Source organism: Streptomyces sp. NPDC030995, from assembly GCF_055571215.1.
The window spans coordinates 31,862-45,397 of the sequence record NZ_JBVIFS010000045.1; the positions used below are offsets into that span (position 1 = coordinate 31,862).

Below are 13,536 nucleotides of genomic sequence, written 5' to 3' on the forward strand. Positions count from 1 at the left end.
TTCCGTCCTCCCCCCCCCCCCCCCCCCCCACCCCCCCCCCCCCCCCCCCCCCCCCCCCCCCCCCCCCCCCCCGCTGGGGGTCGTCGGGGGTGCTCGCTCAGGCGGCCGCAGGACGGCGGTCGATGCCGTCGGCCGTCTCAGGGCTTATTCACTGCGGCTGCGGGTTGCTCAGGTTGTTGACCAGGTCGGAGAGGGCCCCCGGGTCGCCCGTCTTCACGAGGTGGCGGTTCGAGGACGCGTGACCACCATCGCTGTCCCCGGTGTCGGAGCTTCCGAAGCCGAGCGATGAGCTGCCTTGCCCGATGGCGCCCTTCGACCCGCTGGGGGTGTCGTCGGCGGAGGCGGGAACGGCGGCCAGGAGCAGGGCCGCCACAGCGAGTGTGGAGGAAGCGAGGATCTTCATGCCCGGCCAACGAGGAGACCGGCAGCAGGGTGCGCCGGTCATCCGGCCGCCGCAGCCGGACCCTGGCCGAACCGGGGTACGTCCTCGGCCGTGACGTCCAGGCGCAGGCGCTGGAAGCGGAGCGGGTGGCGGAAGACGCCACCGTGGTCGATGGCGCGGTCGGCGCTGACCTCGGCGGCCAGGGCGGGGTGGACGAGGGTGGTGTCGAGGACGTCGCGGCTCCCCCAGTCGCCGAGAACTTCGCGCCCGTCCACGGGTGTCCGGGCGCGGCCGCGGTGAGGTGCTCGGCGACCTGCCGGGCGGCGTCCGGGCGCAGCGGTACAGTGCGGCCGACCGTGCGCAGTCGGCCGTCCTGGTCGTGGCGGCCGAGGACGAGGAGCTGCGGGCGGGTCAGGGTTCCGGTGATCGCGCCGACGATCGTCTCCGTGGTGTCCCGCCTTCTGATCTTGGTCCAGCCGCGGTATCCGGTCAGATAGCGGCCGTTCAGGGGCTTGACCAGGATCCCCTCCACGCCCGACACGTCCGTCCAGGACTCCAGCCGTTCCCGCGCCTTGGCCAGGTCCGTCGTCATCGGGCAGAGCGTCCACGGCGCGGTCAGGGCGTGCTCGGAGAACAGGTTCTCCAGCAGTGCGCGCCGCTCGGCGTACGGGCGCGTCGAAAGCTCCTGGCCGTTCAGCTGCAAGACGTCGAAGGCGACCAGGTAGGCCGGCCACCGGGCAGCGAGGCCGGCGGCGCCGCGGGCGCGGGTGGCGGCTCGGCGCTGCAACGCCTCGAAGGACAACCGGCCTGCCTCGGTGTCCCAGACGACCAGTTCGCCATCGAGGACCAGGCCGTGCGGCAACTGCGCCTCGGCGGCCGCCACCAGGTCCGGCCACCGGTCCTGGACCAGCGCCCCGCGGCGGGTCTGCACCAGCACCGTGCCGCCGGGGCCGGCCGCCGTGAACAGCAGCGCCCGGTGACCGTCCAGCTTCTGTTATGCATTGTTGGGCTGTCCGCAGAGCTTCGCTGCGCCCGGAAACTGGGATGCGCGTCGTGCTGTGGGCAGATAGAACGAGGCATGACGATCTTCTGCTGCCTCGGGTGCGGAGCAGCTCTGACCCCCGACCTGACACCGATGGAGGCGGTACCGCAACCGCCACCGTATGAGGAGGGGGGCGAGTCGCGGCGGTCACCCGCCACAGTGCCTGCAGGGCACTACGCAATCGAGCCTGAGCCGTGGGGTGCGCCGTATGTGGCATTCCGAGACGATGAGGAGGGGGGTCCCGCTCAGTCCCGCTCAGGCTGGAAGGCGGACGAGCGAGGGCTTCTCAAGTCGGCCGGCCCACGCAACAACATCGTCCTCCACCCTGAGGACGCCCTCGGATTGATCATGTTGGTGGATACGAGTATGGGCTGCTGCTCGGGCCCGCTGGGCGACTCGGGCCTCAACCGCGCCTGCCCCTGCGGACAACCGGTGGCCACACTGGCAGCAGACTGTTCCACGGTCTACGAACTACACCTCGACGCCGACAGTGTACGAGCCGAGGTCAGCGACCACTGAGTGTCCTCTGGCGGTGATGCCACGCCCGTCGGATTCTCAATGGACGGCTGCCGGCACTGAACCCTGTCCATAACTTCTGCTCGTACGCCACCCCGGCCCGCAGCGCCGCCGGGCCCGGCACCGACTCCGCGGCCTGCGCCAGCATCGGCTCAACCGGCGGTCTGAGCGTCACGGGGCCTCCCTCACGGCTTGCCTGCCCCTCTTCCAGGGTCCGCCAGACCAGCCGGAGGCGGCTCTGCAGGACGGCCGTCGCATCATCCATCCGAGGGGCGCAGCGGGCCCGTCGGAGGCTCCCTGCGGGGCGTGTGCGGCACGGTGGCGGCATGCGTCGCTGGTCCCTGCCTCTGCTCCTTGTCGCGCTGCTCGCGGCCTCGGGATGCGTCACCGTCCATCCCGCACCTACCCGGCCCGCCGGGGCCTCGCCCGTCGCGGTAGCGGAAGACCAAAAGCACCCCGTCGACCCCCGGCCCGCACGACCGGACACGGGGGCGGCGCTACCCCTCTCCCCCATGCCCGAGTCTGCGGCCGCACCTCCGGCCGGCGCCGTTCCCGAGGCCGGCCGTGCTCCCGCGCCCGCAGCCCGCGAGGCGGCCGCCGAGACTCAGCCCGCCCGGCGGGCTCCCGACCGCAGGGCCGAAGGCCCGGTACGGCCGCGCCGGACGACCCCGCCCCGGCCCGCCGTGCGCCCCGCTGCCAAGCCCAAGCCCAGGAAGGTGAAGCGGCCGACCCGTACGCCCGCACCGCACCGTCCGGTACGCGCGCCAGGGGCGGGGGCCGCGGGCATGTCAGAGCTGTGCCGCGCCGCGCACGGCGTCACCAGCCCTGCCGTGGCCGCGCTCTGCCACCAGACCTACGGCCGATGACCGGAGCGTGGTGTTCGCCGAGTAAATCGAACACGTGTTTCACTGGGGGTGTGAGACCACCGTTCCGCTTCTCCGAGGACCTGATCACGCTCCAAAGGGCGTGGCAGCAGACGTACGCCGAGCTCGCGCAGGCCCCCGCCGGGGCCGGTACGACCGTGCTGCGGCGCCGGCTGATCGCCCTCTCCGGAACCCTGTGCACCCATCCCTACTGGGCGGCCCCCACCGCCTGGCGGGCCGGCGGCGTCGAGCTGCGGCGCGCCGCCCGCACCCACACCTCCGCACCGGCGGACGGGGAGGCAGCAGCATGAACGAGCAGACCACCACGCCCCGCCCGCAGGTCGTCACCTGGGCACCCAGCCAGACCGGCCCCTGCGCCCGGTGCCACGTTAACTGCACTATCGCCGATCACGTCCTGCCGTGATCGGCGCATCTAAGGAAGTGCGTGTTGCAGGATTTACACCGCCAGCTGATCGAGGGTGGGGTCGAAGTACCTCGCCTTGGCTCGGTCGTCGAGCTGGAGTCCATACCCCAGTACGCCGTTCTCGGGCCTGACGGGACCGCCGTCGCCACCGGCAGTAGCCGGCTACACGTGCTTGGGCCGGAAGCCGCTCAGCTCATCGGCAACGGCACTGAGCCAGCTGCCCGGAGAGTGGTCTCCCGGCGGTTCGAGCTCCATTCCCAGTTCTGCCACGGCGACTGCGTGGTCGGCCTCGTCCAGTCCGAGTGCGAGCAGCTCGCAGATCTCGCCGACGACGCGGGCCACGAGAGTGCGGTCCGTCGAGTCGGCGTAGTCGCGGACGGCCGCCTCGTGGTCGGTGAACTCGTCTGGCATGTCCTGCGAGAACCAGCCGCCGAGGAACTGTCCGAGCTCGGGGAAACGGGCGTGCCATTCCCAGTGGGTCTCGGGCAGACCCGACGGGCGAGGGACCTCGCCGCTCTCGATGCTCTGCTTGATGTGGTCGGCGGTCAGCAGGAGCCACCCCCTGGATCTCGGCCTCGGGCAGACCGACGTCCGGAACCGGGTAGAACTCGCCGAGCCGCTGGCGCAGCCGGCCGGGCGGGTTGTGCGCGTAGGCGCGCAGCTGCTGCTCCGCGACGGACAGGGCCCAGGGGCGGGTGTGCCAGGTGTGCCGCAGGTAGGCCCGGAGAGCGCGGCTCGGCCGATCTTGCTCGTCGTCGGCGGGCTGGCCTAGGTAGGCGCTGATCACCTGGTCCAGCTCGCCATAGCGGCGGTCGAAGTCGATGGGCTTCATGGACATCGGGGACGGCCTCTACAGGTAGATCGGGACGGTGGTGTGCACGACGAAACCGTGGGGCGCGTCGGGCTCGCGCCGGAGCACGACCCGTGCGGCCCGTACGTCCACCGGCCCGCGCCCGGCGAAGGCCATGGCCTGGAGCAGGACGCGGCCGACCGGATCGGGGTGGGAGGGCCAGGCCGCTTCGAGGGCGATACGCGGGCGGGTGGCTTGGGCGAGCCAGCGGTGGATCGCTTGTTCGTTGCGGTTGATGACCTCTTCGGTGGCCCACTGGGCGGTTTCCCGGTCGGGGTAGGTGGCGGTTCGGGTGAGCATGGGTTCCCCAGTTCGGTGGGTCTGATCAGGTGGGGTCGAAGTGCCAGATCATCGCGACTTCGGTGTCGTTGACCGCAATCAGACCGGCGTCCCAGCCGTAGCGGCTGAACGGATCCGTCAGGCGGACGGGCTGCTCGTAGAAGTCCGGGTTCGTGCCCTTCCAGCCGACATTGGAGTAGAAGCGCGTGCCTTCGGGGAAGCGCGAAAGGATCAGGCGAGCCCGGCGTTCCATCTCCGGCCGATGGTGGTCGAACTCTGCGGCATTGGCCACGTCCAGGCCGGGAATGCCGAGCAGGACCAACAATGACCGGACCGACTTCCGGGGCAGCTCGGTCACTCGCGGTCGGAAGCGCACCGCGTCTGCCGGCGTCGTAGGGGCTTCCACGAAGGGGAACAGTGGGTCGTCCAGACGTTCGAACTCGTCCTCGTCCGGATCGAGCGACAGCCATCCGCGAGGGTCGGACGTCTGACCATGCATGATCGCGGCAACGTCTATCCACCACTCCTCGTGCTCGCGCCGGGCGACCGAGACGGCGGTATAGCTGTACTGGTACAGCTCAAGTACGTCCGACCATGCCTCCGCAGTGAGTTCAGTCATTGGCGGTTTCCCGGTCGGGTAGGTGGCGGTTCGGGTGAGCAAGGACTTCCCCCGTCAGGTCGGAAGGTCAGAAGGATTCGAAAGTCCAGATCAGAGCGACTTCGGTGTCGTTGACCGCGATCAGGCCTGCGTCCCAACGGCTTCGACTGAACGGACTGGTCCCGTTGACCGGCTGTTCGTAGAAGTTCGGATGCTCGCCCTTCCAATCGACGTTGGAGTAGAAGCAGGTGCCATCGGGGAAGCGCGAAAGCAACACCCGGGCACGGCGCTCCATTTCCGGCCGGCGATCCTCGAAGTCACGGGATTTCGACACATTCATGCCGACGACTGCGAGAATGACCATGAGTGATTGGACCGAGGACCGGGGGAGTTCTTCGACGGAGGAATTGAAGCGTTCCACGTCCGCTGTACTGGTGGGGGGCTCGATCCAGGCGAACGTCTCGACCTCGCGGTCGACATCCTCCTCGTACGGGTCGAGTGAAGCCCACCCTCGCGGATCAGCGGTCTCACCGCGCATGACCGCCGCGACGTCGAACCACCACTCCACGTGGTCACGTGGGGCCACAGCTGTGAATGCCCAGCGGTCCTCGTACAGTGCGAGTCCGTCTGCCCAGGCGTCCGCCGTGAGATCGTCCATTGTTCGCTCCCCTATTCAGGCATCGACGTGAGGACGACGAAGGGCGGGTTGAGGTTCGGATCGTACTTGAGGCGAGTGCTCACCCCATGGGCGTCATGGACAGGTCCGGCCTGGGACGGGCCCACTTTCTCCGAGGTCCGGCCTGTCACCGCATTCCCTTGGAGTGGGCCTTCCAACGGTACCGTCGCCACCTGAAAGGATCTGGAAGCGGGATTGGGTGGCGGATTCTTCAGCCAGTCCTGGATCTCGGCAGTGTTGTGGCGGATGTTGTACTGGGTGTATTTCTGCGCCGATTCGAAATCGGGGAAACTGGACGTCGACATGAGCTGGAGCTTGCCCGATCCCTTGGCTTCGTCACGGTGCCGCTGCAACAGCTGTTCGTCGGTCTTGCCGACGTGCTTGTCCAGGGTATGCGCGCCCCCGAGGTCCTCGTTCGCCGCCAGGTCGAACGAGTACATGAACGGGGTGGGGCTCTCGCCGCCGCGCTGCCAGCTGTGCTCCTGCTTGAACTCGTTGAGCGACCGCGCACCGAACCCCTGGGCGCGCGCGATCTCGGACTGGTACGTCGGGGCGCTGAGGATCGCCTCTTCCAATTCCGGTACGGGCTTAATCAGCTTGTCGGCCGCTGCGTCGAACTCACGGTGATAATTATCGACGGCTGCATCCACAGCGGCTTGGTCCATGTGAGACCGGAATGAGAGCATGACTTCGCCGACGATCGCGCCGACCGCGAGCTTGGTGACGTCCCTCAGGTCCAGGCCGGTCGTGAAGTCCTTGGCCGTGGCCCTGGCGGCCTCTTTGCCGCAACGCTCGGTCGTCGCCCTGGTGGTGTCCATGACCTGGGCCAGGTGGTCGAGGGTCTCCTGAAGCGCGTCCGCCGTCTTCTTCAGCACGTCGACGATGGGACGCCGGCCCGTGGGCGGCAGATCCCGATTGGTCCGCCAGCTACGGCCGGTCTCCGCCCTGTTGCGGTTCTCGTCGAGGGCCCTGCCACACTCGCTGCGGTGATGTCCCACAAACCGGAGTCGGTGGCGGTCGACCGGCCTGGTTCGCGGCCCGGAATCACGGTTGCTGACCAGATCACTCCGTCACGGGCAGGCACTCGGCGAGCAGGTCGACGACGTCGCGCCAGGCCCGCTGCGCGTGCCGTGGGTGGTAGCCGACGCCGGGGACCACGGGCTGGTCGACCGGCGGGTGGTGGAAGGCGTGCAAGGCGCCGCCGTAGACCACCAGGCGCCAGTCGACGCCCGCGGCCTGCATCTCGGCGGTGAACGCGTCCCGTTGCGCGGGCGGCATGATCGGGTCTTCCGACCCGACCCCGGCCCACACTGGGCAGCGGATGCGCGCCGTCTCGCTCGGTCGGCCTGTGGTCAGTGCGTTGACTGTCCCGATCGCGCGCAGGTTGACGCCGTCGCGCCCGAGTTCCAGCCCGATGGCGCCCCCGGTGCCGTAGCCGACGGCGGCGATCCGGTCGGGGTCGGTCCGCGGTTCGGCGCGCAACACGTCGAGCGCCGCGTGGCCGATGCCCCGCATCCGGTCGGGGTCGGCGAGCAGCGGCATGCAACGGGCCAGCATCTCGTCGGGGTCGCCCAAATAGCGCCCGCCGTGGAGGTCGAAGGCCAGCGCTACGTATCCCAGTTCGGCGAGCGCATCGGCCCGGCGGCGCTCGACGTTGCTGAGCCCCGGGCCTTCTGGTCCAAGCAGCACCGCGGGCCGGAGGTCGACGCCGGCCGGGAGCGCGAGGTGCCCGATCATCGTTAGGCCGTCGGCCGGGTACTCGACCGTGCGCGTGGTAATCGTCGTCATGAGACTGGACTGTAGTGATCGTCGAGCCCGGTCGGGCCGGTGTTCTGCCGCTGGCAGAACAGCGCGGGTGTGCCTCTGAAATGCGGCGATGGCTCACCAGATCCGTCACAAACCCCGTTCCCGCGGCAGCGTTATCGGATCGCCCTGGGCACGGTGCTGGAGGTGGACCTGCCGGGTCTCCCGCTGGGGGACCGGCGGATACACGACGAACGAGTCGGATGCGAAGGTGTTCGCGGAAGCGTTCGCTGAACTCGACGGCCAGTAGAAGGAGCCCCCGCGAGCGCAGAGCTGGGGCGAACCCGACTGAGCGACAACATCGAGTGAGAATCAGTCTCCGCCCCGGCCAACTGCGACAACGTCACCTGAGACCAGACGCGAATCCAACAAGGTCACGTGAGACAGCGAGAACGTTGCGAGAGACGGGACAGGAAAGGTTGGAAGTCACCCGAGAGCCACCCGTTCGCGGAACGGTCACAGTGACGGTTCCGCGAACGAAGCGCCCAGTGGCAGAGCAATCGGAGCCCAGGTGCACCTTGGTGAACCTGACCATCGGGTGCGGTTGACGGCCGCGAATGCGGCCTGGAGGGCCCTGCCCCCAAGGGTCCCCATATCTGAGGGCGGCCTCTCTCACTCGTCTTCGATCTTCTCCTTCCCCTGTTCCCCCATGACGGCCCAGCCGGGCTGGGTCTCCCCCGCCGGACCCAACGCCCCCGCACCGAGGTTCGGGGCGCCGGCAAGGGTGTGCACGACCTTCTCCCTGACCATGTCGACGAGACCATTGGTCTGCATCTCGTCCCGGTTGATGTCGTGCAGGATGATCTGCTGGCGCTCGCCGTCTGCGTGGTCGACCACGGCGGGTTCGTCAGCGTGGGCGGGGACGGCAGTGGAGAGGGCACCGAGGGCGGTGGCGAGGCCGAGGGCTACGGCAGCGAGTTGCTTGTTCATACCCGGCTAACGATCTTGCAGGTGCTTTGTCACCCGCCGCAGACCAGCGCAGCCGAACGCACAGACAGGCTGCGCGCCAGACCTCAGACCGCGGTTCAGAACCAGGTACTCAACCGGAAGCGGGTACCGCTCCGGTCCAGGCGAGGACGTCGTCGCGGCGGTAGTCCTCGCCCAGAATGGCCAGCATGTCCGCCAGCCGGCCCGCGAGGTCGGCGGCCCTCTCCGGGGACTCCTTCCGGAGCAGATGCCAGCAGGCATGCGCGTTGCGGGCCGTACGGATCGTGTCGGCCTCGGGGCGGTACCGGGCGGCCTGGCAGTGCAGGGCGGTCGTGATGAGCAGCTCCGTGGTCCCGTACCAGTCGGTGCGCTGGCAGAGGGTGAGCCAGGCCCGGGCGGTCAACACCGTGATGGTGGCGGCGTCCTCGCCGAACCAGCCGGCCATGGCGGTCTCCAGCTTGTAGGCGAGGGCGACCGCGGTGGGCAGGTCCCCTTCCGCGTGCGCGGCCCATACGGCCGCCCACATCTCCCGGTACGCGTCGGATTCGAGGAGCGCGGGCAGGACTGCCGGGGCCGGGGGAGCTGATGGTCGGCGTGCGAATGACATGGCTATTCGTCACTCGTGTCAGCACCAGCCCACCACTGCCTGTCCATGTGAACTACCAGGTCACTGGCGCTACACCGCTGACAACCAGCTGACGAATCTCCACTGACACTCCCCCGCAGACCATCATCTGGTCGCACGTGCGCCCGTACGGAGAGGTGAACCTCGACATGGACGCCCGCCTGAACCTCGCCGCGGTGACCGTGCCGGGTCCCCGTAGGGCGGGCGATGAGGAGCCGGCCGAGGATCGTACGAACGCGTGAGCCTGGCCAGCCTCGTCACCTGCGCGATACCGGTGACAGGGCCTGCCAGCCAACTCCCAAAAGAATTTTTGCAAAAATACTTTTGGAAAGTGTCCGGGTCGCTCTACCCTCCCGTCATGGTCAGCGAAGAAAAAAGACGCGCACTCGACCCCGAGCAGGACGCAGCAGCCCTGAAGGCCCTCACGCACCCGCTGCGTATCCGGCTGCTCGGGATGCTGCGGCAGGACGGCCCGGCCACCGCGAGCGAACTCGCGGTCAGGACCGGGGAGTCCTCCGCTTCCACCAGCTATCACCTGCGAGTCCTGGCGAAGCACGCGTTCATCGCCGAGGCCGAACACCGTGACGGGCGGGAGCGCCGCTGGCAGGCGGTGCACTCCGTCACCTCCTGGAGCAACAAGGCAATGGACGCCTCACCAGGCAGCCGCGCCTACGTCACATTGTCACGCAGGGTCCAGATCGAGCACCTAGAGGCTTCTCTCGTCCGGCATGAGGCCGACGTCGCCAACGGACGGCTGGGGCAGGAGTGGCTGGAGCCTTCCGGGATCAGCGACCTGATGCCCTGCCTGACCCCCGAGTCGCTCACCGAACTCTGGGAGGTACTCAACCGGAAGCTGGACGAGCTGACCACCCGCGATGCAGGGGATCCGCGCGCCGCGCAGGTCGTACTCCTCACCGCCGGGCTGCCCCTGGCACCGCGCGCCCCCGGCGCGGAGCCGGACACCTCCGCCCCTGCGGAGGCAGATGCCGAGAACGCGTCATGACCAGACCGCTGGACATACCCACCGCACGCCGCCGCTACGTCACGGTCTGCGTTCTCTTCTGGCTCCCGCTGGGACTGACCATCGCCCCCCTGATCCTGCTCTTCACCGAGCGCGGCATGACCATGGCCGCCATCGCCGGCTTCTTCGCCGCGCACTCCCTCACCGCCGCGGCGCTCGAACTGCCCACCGGAGGACTCTCCGACGTTTTGGGACGCCGCGTCGTCCTGGCCGCCGCCGGCCTGCTGAACCTGGCCGCCTTAACCCTCCAGGGCCTGGGCACTGTCCCCTGGCTGCTCGGCCTGGGCATGGCCCTGATGGGCGCAGGCCGCGCCCTGTCCAGCGGCCCCGCCGAAGCCTGGTACGTCGACACCGTCCACGCACACTCCGGCCCCGGCGCCGAACTGCGGACCGGCCTGGCCCGTGGCTCCTCCGCGACATCCGCCGCGCTCGCCGCAGGCACCCTGCTCGGCGGCGTCCTTCCCTGGCTGCTCGGACTCGGCCCCGACCTCGGCGCCCGGCTGAGCGAAGCCACCTCCGAGCTGGTGCTCCCCCTTTCCGTCCCGCTGCTGCTGGGCGCGGTGGTAGAGGTCGCCTTCGTGCTGTACGTCTTGAGTGCTCTGCCCGAACCGCCCCGGCCGGCGGCCACCCTGCGCAACGTACTCCGAGGTATTCCGGTCACCGTTGCGGGCGGGCTGCGCCTGGGTGCCCGCGAAGCGCTGGTCCGCCGGGTCTTCCTCAGCGCAGGGGCCGCCGGTAGCGCCCTGGCCGCGATCGATCTCCTCACGCCGGGCCGCGCCGCGGCCCTCACGGGCGCAGCGGAGTCGGGGGCGGTGCTCTTCGCCGCGCTCGCCTGCGCCGGATTCATCTGCGCGGGTCTGGGCAGCCACCTCGCACCCCTAACCGCCCGGCTAGCAGGAAGCGGCGAGCGTGCCGTCATGGTGAGCCTCGGCACCAGCGCAAGCGGTCTGCTTCTGCTCGGCGCCACCGCAGCATCCACAGGAGCGGGCTTCATGGTCCTCGCTGCTACCGGCTACGGCCTGGTCTACCTCGGGCTCGGCGCGGCGGGACCGAGTGAGAACGACATCCTGCACCGCCGTGTCACCAGTGAGGGCCGCGCCACCGCGTTGTCCGTCCAGTCTCTCGCTCTGCAGCTGACGGGAGCTCTCACCGGCTTGATCATCGGTGTCCTTCCGCCAAGCCCGCTGCCCTGGCTGCTGGGAGGCACCGTGCTGCTGGCAGGGGCTCTCCTGTGGACTCGCCGCAGCAAGCCCAATCCCCCGAGCCTCGCCGGCTCCAATCTGCACCACACGGATGCCAATCACTCTCACCAGGACGACCTGAAGACCGGGCGAGCCCAGTAGAAGCTGTACGCGAGTGAGCGCCCGAGGCCGCGCCTGTCCGCGAGCACCAGCCACGGCGGCACGTACGGCATCTGCGACGACGCCTACGCCCCTGGAAACTGCACCGACCCCCACCAAGGAGTCCACGACGTCGCCACGGTCCTGCTCACCATCAGCTTCCTCGCCCTCTTGCTGGTCGTCCTGCTCTGGACCCTGGTCTTCCTCTCCACCCCCACCGGCCAGTTCATCGGATTCATGGCGTTCGGACTCATCACGAGCGCAGCGTCCATGGGCGGCCACCACCACAGGGGCGGCCGCAGCGCGTGGGGAGCCAAGCATCCCGGCGGCGGATGGGTCTCCGGCGGCGACTAAGCCTCGAGTCCTGTGCGCTGTGACGACACGGTAGGGCCGCTCGGCAACCACAATCTGGGGCGCCCAGCAATTCCCTGCGTCGTAGAGGGACGGGGCCGGGCGCAGGCCAAGTACCGCGACTAGAGCCGCGCGCACTTCACACGCAACACCCGGCGGCACCTCCTCGACGACCAGGGCCAGCCTCTGTTTGACGACCTGGGTTCAGCGCACGCAGGTCTGCGGGGGCGCCGGGGGCGGGTCGAGATCGGGACCGATCCGGCACGTCCCCGTCGCGGGGACCGCAGCGGGGAGACGTACTGAGACCGGTTATGCCCTCGGGCTGATGGTGATGGTGAGCTCGACCTGGTCGTGGCCAGCCAGCTGGTCGGTGCCCGCGGTGTCGGCGAGGGCCCGGGTGTCGGTGTGCAGGACGGCCGTGACCCCGGGGGCGGGCCGGTCGTCGAGGGCCAGAGCGAGCGGCCGGGCGGTGCCCTTGGCGATCCAGCCGAGATGGAGCCCGTTGTGCTCGACCCGGATGGCGTTGGGGTCCATCGGGTTGTCGTGGTCGCGGACGAGGTCGAGGACGGTTCCCGCTGGCAGCCCGGCGAGGTACCCGTCGCTGTAGGTATGCCGGACGCCGCGCAGGGGGGTGGTGAACGTGCCCCGGCCGCTGAGGATGGTCTTCTGGACGGTGCGGGGGCTGCGCCGCTCGGCGCTGCGGATGAGCAGGGCCGCGACGCTGGGGGTGGTGATGGCGGTGATCTCGTCAGTGGTCAGGTTGCCGAGCCAGCCGGTGAAGTCGGAGAAGGACGGCTCGGGGACAGGGCAGCGTGCGGCCAGCCAATCGCCGCGCTGCGCTGGTGGACGCCCAGGCTCGCGGCGTAGCAGGCGGGGGCCGCGCCGACGCCGTACTTGAGCATGGCCGGCAGGGCGGCGAGCGGGCCTTCGGGCGTGATGCGCCAGGCCTCGCCCAGGATGTAGCGGGCATCGTCGCGGACAGCTCGGGCCGGTGGCCGCGGCAGCCCGGCGTCGGGCAGAGCGGCGAGGCGGCGGGCCGCCTTCTCGAGCCGGTCCATGAGCTCGGCGTCCGGTGCGGGCGGCACCAGGCCCGAGCTCGCGCTCTACATGCAGGCGTCCCGCGGGCGGGAATGCCCCCTCCAAACCCCCGATCCACTAACGCCCCGACTCGTCCACGTTCCATTCCCGCGACAGTTCCTCATCGCAGAAGACGCAGATGAAGTCCTCATCCCGAACGATGTTCAGCTGACCGCAGGCGGGGCAGCGCCGGAACACCGCCTCGTGGGTGCGGGAGGGTGCTCGATACCGACTGCGTCCAGCGCCTTTACGACGGCCGGCCACGAGCTGATGTCCGGGCAGTATCCGGTCGACTGGTTACTCACCTCACCGACCACCCACTTCCCGGACTCCTCACGGAAGCTCATCTCCCCGGCACCCAGAACAGGGCCACCGCCAGCACACACCACGTGCTCGCTCCGGCGCGGCGCGAGCCGCAGCACACCCGCCGAGTCGATGACGAACGTGAAAGGCTCGGCCAGCTCCACCGCTGCCAGAGCCGAAGCCCAGTCGTCGAAGTCCGCCGCTGAGTGGATCCTTCGGCCCTCAGCCTCAGGCCGGACAAGGGCCCGCAGATCAAGCGGTCCCACATATCGATAGCTCCACCCCAGCAGGTTCACGCTGGCCAACGTAACCCCCTGCCCGGGCCAGGGCCTGGGGAATTACGTGAAGTTGTCCCTGGGTCACGTCAGAGGCTGCGGGCGGTGATGTCGCCGTAGGCGGTGGTGGCGTGGATGTTGAGGCCGGCGGTGCCTTCGGTGTTCATGAGGGCGTTGTGGATGC

At 69.4% G+C, this 13,536-nt stretch carries 18 protein-coding genes and 3 pseudogenes; 6 read left to right on the forward strand and 15 right to left on the reverse strand.

The genetic code is table 11. From position 1 onward, the window contains the following. Window positions 1–148: 148 nt before the first annotated feature. The 3 genes and pseudogenes from ACZ45T_RS35930 to ACZ45T_RS35940 form a co-directional block, all read right to left on the reverse strand. The gene (locus ACZ45T_RS35930) at window positions 149–403 is read right to left on the reverse strand and encodes a hypothetical protein (protein WP_468448361.1); all 255 of its coding nucleotides are present in this window, start codon (window positions 401–403) and stop codon (window positions 149–151) included. A 38-nt stretch (window positions 404–441) separates the two neighbouring features. Further along, window positions 442–657 (reverse strand): hypothetical protein, encoded by a 216-nt coding sequence (locus tag ACZ45T_RS35935; RefSeq protein ID WP_468448362.1) that lies wholly within the window; start codon window positions 655–657, stop codon window positions 442–444. A gap of 248 nt (window positions 658–905) precedes the next feature. Then, a pseudogene (locus ACZ45T_RS35940) lies at window positions 906–1,319 on the reverse strand (ATP-dependent DNA ligase); the annotation flags it as partial. A 1,133-nt stretch (window positions 1,320–2,452) separates the two neighbouring features. Here ACZ45T_RS35940 and ACZ45T_RS35945 point away from each other — a divergent pair. Then, the gene (locus tag ACZ45T_RS35945; protein ID WP_468448347.1) at window positions 2,453–2,806 is read left to right on the forward strand and encodes a hypothetical protein; all 354 of its coding nucleotides are present in this window, start codon (window positions 2,453–2,455) and stop codon (window positions 2,804–2,806) included. A 50-nt stretch (window positions 2,807–2,856) separates the two neighbouring features. Continuing rightward, window positions 2,857–3,114: a hypothetical protein gene (locus ACZ45T_RS35950; protein ID WP_390802682.1), complete on the forward strand. Its 258-nt coding sequence runs from the start codon at window positions 2,857–2,859 to the stop codon at window positions 3,112–3,114. 275 nt (window positions 3,115–3,389) lie between these two features. Here ACZ45T_RS35950 and ACZ45T_RS35955 read toward each other — a convergent pair. The 8 genes and pseudogenes from ACZ45T_RS35955 to ACZ45T_RS35990 all read right to left on the reverse strand — a co-directional run bounded on the left by ACZ45T_RS35955 (window position 3,390) and on the right by ACZ45T_RS35990 (window position 8,967). Further along, window positions 3,390–4,065 (reverse strand): annotated as a pseudogene (locus ACZ45T_RS35955) (contact-dependent growth inhibition system immunity protein). A 12-nt stretch (window positions 4,066–4,077) separates the two neighbouring features. After that, window positions 4,078–4,377, reverse strand: coding sequence for an RNase A-like domain-containing protein (locus ACZ45T_RS35960; protein WP_468448348.1), 300 nt, complete (start codon window positions 4,375–4,377; stop codon window positions 4,078–4,080). Between the two features lie 25 nt (window positions 4,378–4,402). Continuing rightward, window positions 4,403–4,975 (reverse strand): hypothetical protein, encoded by a 573-nt coding sequence (locus ACZ45T_RS35965; RefSeq protein ID WP_399252986.1) that lies wholly within the window; start codon window positions 4,973–4,975, stop codon window positions 4,403–4,405. 67 nt (window positions 4,976–5,042) lie between these two features. Further along, window positions 5,043–5,612 carry a hypothetical protein gene (locus tag ACZ45T_RS35970; RefSeq protein WP_468448349.1) on the reverse strand — a complete coding sequence of 190 codons (570 nt, stop codon included), beginning with the start codon at window positions 5,610–5,612 and terminating at the stop codon, window positions 5,043–5,045. Window positions 5,613–5,623: 11 nt separating this feature from the next. Further along, complete coding sequence (locus ACZ45T_RS35975) at window positions 5,624–6,505, reverse strand: RNase A-like domain-containing protein (RefSeq protein WP_468448350.1); 882 nt, start codon at window positions 6,503–6,505, stop codon at window positions 5,624–5,626. A gap of 187 nt (window positions 6,506–6,692) precedes the next feature. Next, the gene (locus ACZ45T_RS35980) at window positions 6,693–7,418 is read right to left on the reverse strand and encodes a dienelactone hydrolase family protein (protein ID WP_468448351.1); all 726 of its coding nucleotides are present in this window, start codon (window positions 7,416–7,418) and stop codon (window positions 6,693–6,695) included. Between the two features lie 627 nt (window positions 7,419–8,045). Beyond that, on the reverse strand, window positions 8,046–8,363 hold the full coding sequence (locus ACZ45T_RS35985; RefSeq protein ID WP_468448352.1) for a hypothetical protein: 318 nt from the start codon (window positions 8,361–8,363) through the stop codon (window positions 8,046–8,048). 109 nt (window positions 8,364–8,472) lie between these two features. Next, window positions 8,473–8,967 carry a hypothetical protein gene (locus tag ACZ45T_RS35990; RefSeq protein WP_468448353.1) on the reverse strand — a complete coding sequence of 165 codons (495 nt, stop codon included), beginning with the start codon at window positions 8,965–8,967 and terminating at the stop codon, window positions 8,473–8,475. Between the two features lie 137 nt (window positions 8,968–9,104). Between ACZ45T_RS35990 and ACZ45T_RS35995 the strand changes: the two genes are divergently transcribed. From ACZ45T_RS35995 to ACZ45T_RS36010, 4 genes are all read left to right on the forward strand, one after another. Then, window positions 9,105–9,227 carry a hypothetical protein gene (locus ACZ45T_RS35995; RefSeq protein WP_468448354.1) on the forward strand — a complete coding sequence of 41 codons (123 nt, stop codon included), beginning with the start codon at window positions 9,105–9,107 and terminating at the stop codon, window positions 9,225–9,227. 116 nt (window positions 9,228–9,343) lie between these two features. Continuing rightward, a complete protein-coding gene (locus tag ACZ45T_RS36000) occupies window positions 9,344–9,988 on the forward strand; it encodes an ArsR/SmtB family transcription factor (RefSeq protein WP_468448355.1) in 645 nt (214 codons plus the stop codon). After that, entirely contained in the window at window positions 9,985–11,349 is a 1,365-nt protein-coding gene (locus ACZ45T_RS36005; RefSeq protein WP_468448356.1) for an MFS transporter, read from the forward strand. Before ACZ45T_RS36000 ends, ACZ45T_RS36005 begins: the two co-directional genes overlap by 4 nt. Before the next feature lie 168 nt (window positions 11,350–11,517). Further along, window positions 11,518–11,700, forward strand: coding sequence for a hypothetical protein (locus ACZ45T_RS36010; RefSeq protein WP_468448357.1), 183 nt, complete (start codon window positions 11,518–11,520; stop codon window positions 11,698–11,700). A 306-nt stretch (window positions 11,701–12,006) separates the two neighbouring features. Here ACZ45T_RS36010 and ACZ45T_RS36015 read toward each other — a convergent pair whose 3' ends face one another. From ACZ45T_RS36015 to ACZ45T_RS36030, 4 genes and pseudogenes are all read right to left on the reverse strand, one after another. Further along, window positions 12,007–12,567 carry an HIRAN domain-containing protein gene (locus ACZ45T_RS36015; RefSeq protein WP_468448359.1) on the reverse strand — a complete coding sequence of 187 codons (561 nt, stop codon included), beginning with the start codon at window positions 12,565–12,567 and terminating at the stop codon, window positions 12,007–12,009. Then, window positions 12,453–12,782 carry a hypothetical protein gene (locus ACZ45T_RS36020; protein WP_468448363.1) on the reverse strand — a complete coding sequence of 110 codons (330 nt, stop codon included), beginning with the start codon at window positions 12,780–12,782 and terminating at the stop codon, window positions 12,453–12,455. The genes ACZ45T_RS36015 and ACZ45T_RS36020 overlap by 115 nt, the downstream gene beginning before the upstream one ends. A 156-nt stretch (window positions 12,783–12,938) precedes the next feature. Then, entirely contained in the window at window positions 12,939–13,373 is a 435-nt protein-coding gene (locus ACZ45T_RS36025) for a hypothetical protein (protein WP_468448358.1), read from the reverse strand. A gap of 68 nt (window positions 13,374–13,441) precedes the next feature. Further along, window positions 13,442–13,536: pseudogene (locus ACZ45T_RS36030) on the reverse strand (DUF4097 family beta strand repeat-containing protein); the annotation flags it as partial.

Coding starts and splice junctions, on each gene's coding strand:
- ACZ45T_RS35930 (WP_468448361.1), bottom strand. CDS start 403: ATGAAGATCCTCGCTTCCTCCACACTCGCTGTGGCGGCCCTGCTCCTG.
- ACZ45T_RS35945 (WP_468448347.1), top strand. CDS start 2,453: ATGCCCGAGTCTGCGGCCGCACCTCCGGCCGGCGCCGTTCCCGAGGCC.
- ACZ45T_RS35960 (WP_468448348.1), bottom strand. CDS start 4,377: ATGCTCACCCGAACCGCCACCTACCCCGACCGGGAAACCGCCCAGTGG.
- ACZ45T_RS35965 (WP_399252986.1), bottom strand. CDS start 4,975: ATGACTGAACTCACTGCGGAGGCATGGTCGGACGTACTTGAGCTGTAC.
- ACZ45T_RS35970 (WP_468448349.1), bottom strand. CDS start 5,612: ATGGACGATCTCACGGCGGACGCCTGGGCAGACGGACTCGCACTGTAC.
- ACZ45T_RS35980 (WP_468448351.1), bottom strand. CDS start 7,418: ATGACGACGATTACCACGCGCACGGTCGAGTACCCGGCCGACGGCCTA.
- ACZ45T_RS35985 (WP_468448352.1), bottom strand. CDS start 8,363: ATGAACAAGCAACTCGCTGCCGTAGCCCTCGGCCTCGCCACCGCCCTC.
- ACZ45T_RS35990 (WP_468448353.1), bottom strand. CDS start 8,967: ATGTCATTCGCACGCCGACCATCAGCTCCCCCGGCCCCGGCAGTCCTG.
- ACZ45T_RS36000 (WP_468448355.1), top strand. CDS start 9,344: ATGGTCAGCGAAGAAAAAAGACGCGCACTCGACCCCGAGCAGGACGCA.
- ACZ45T_RS36005 (WP_468448356.1), top strand. CDS start 9,985: ATGACCAGACCGCTGGACATACCCACCGCACGCCGCCGCTACGTCACG.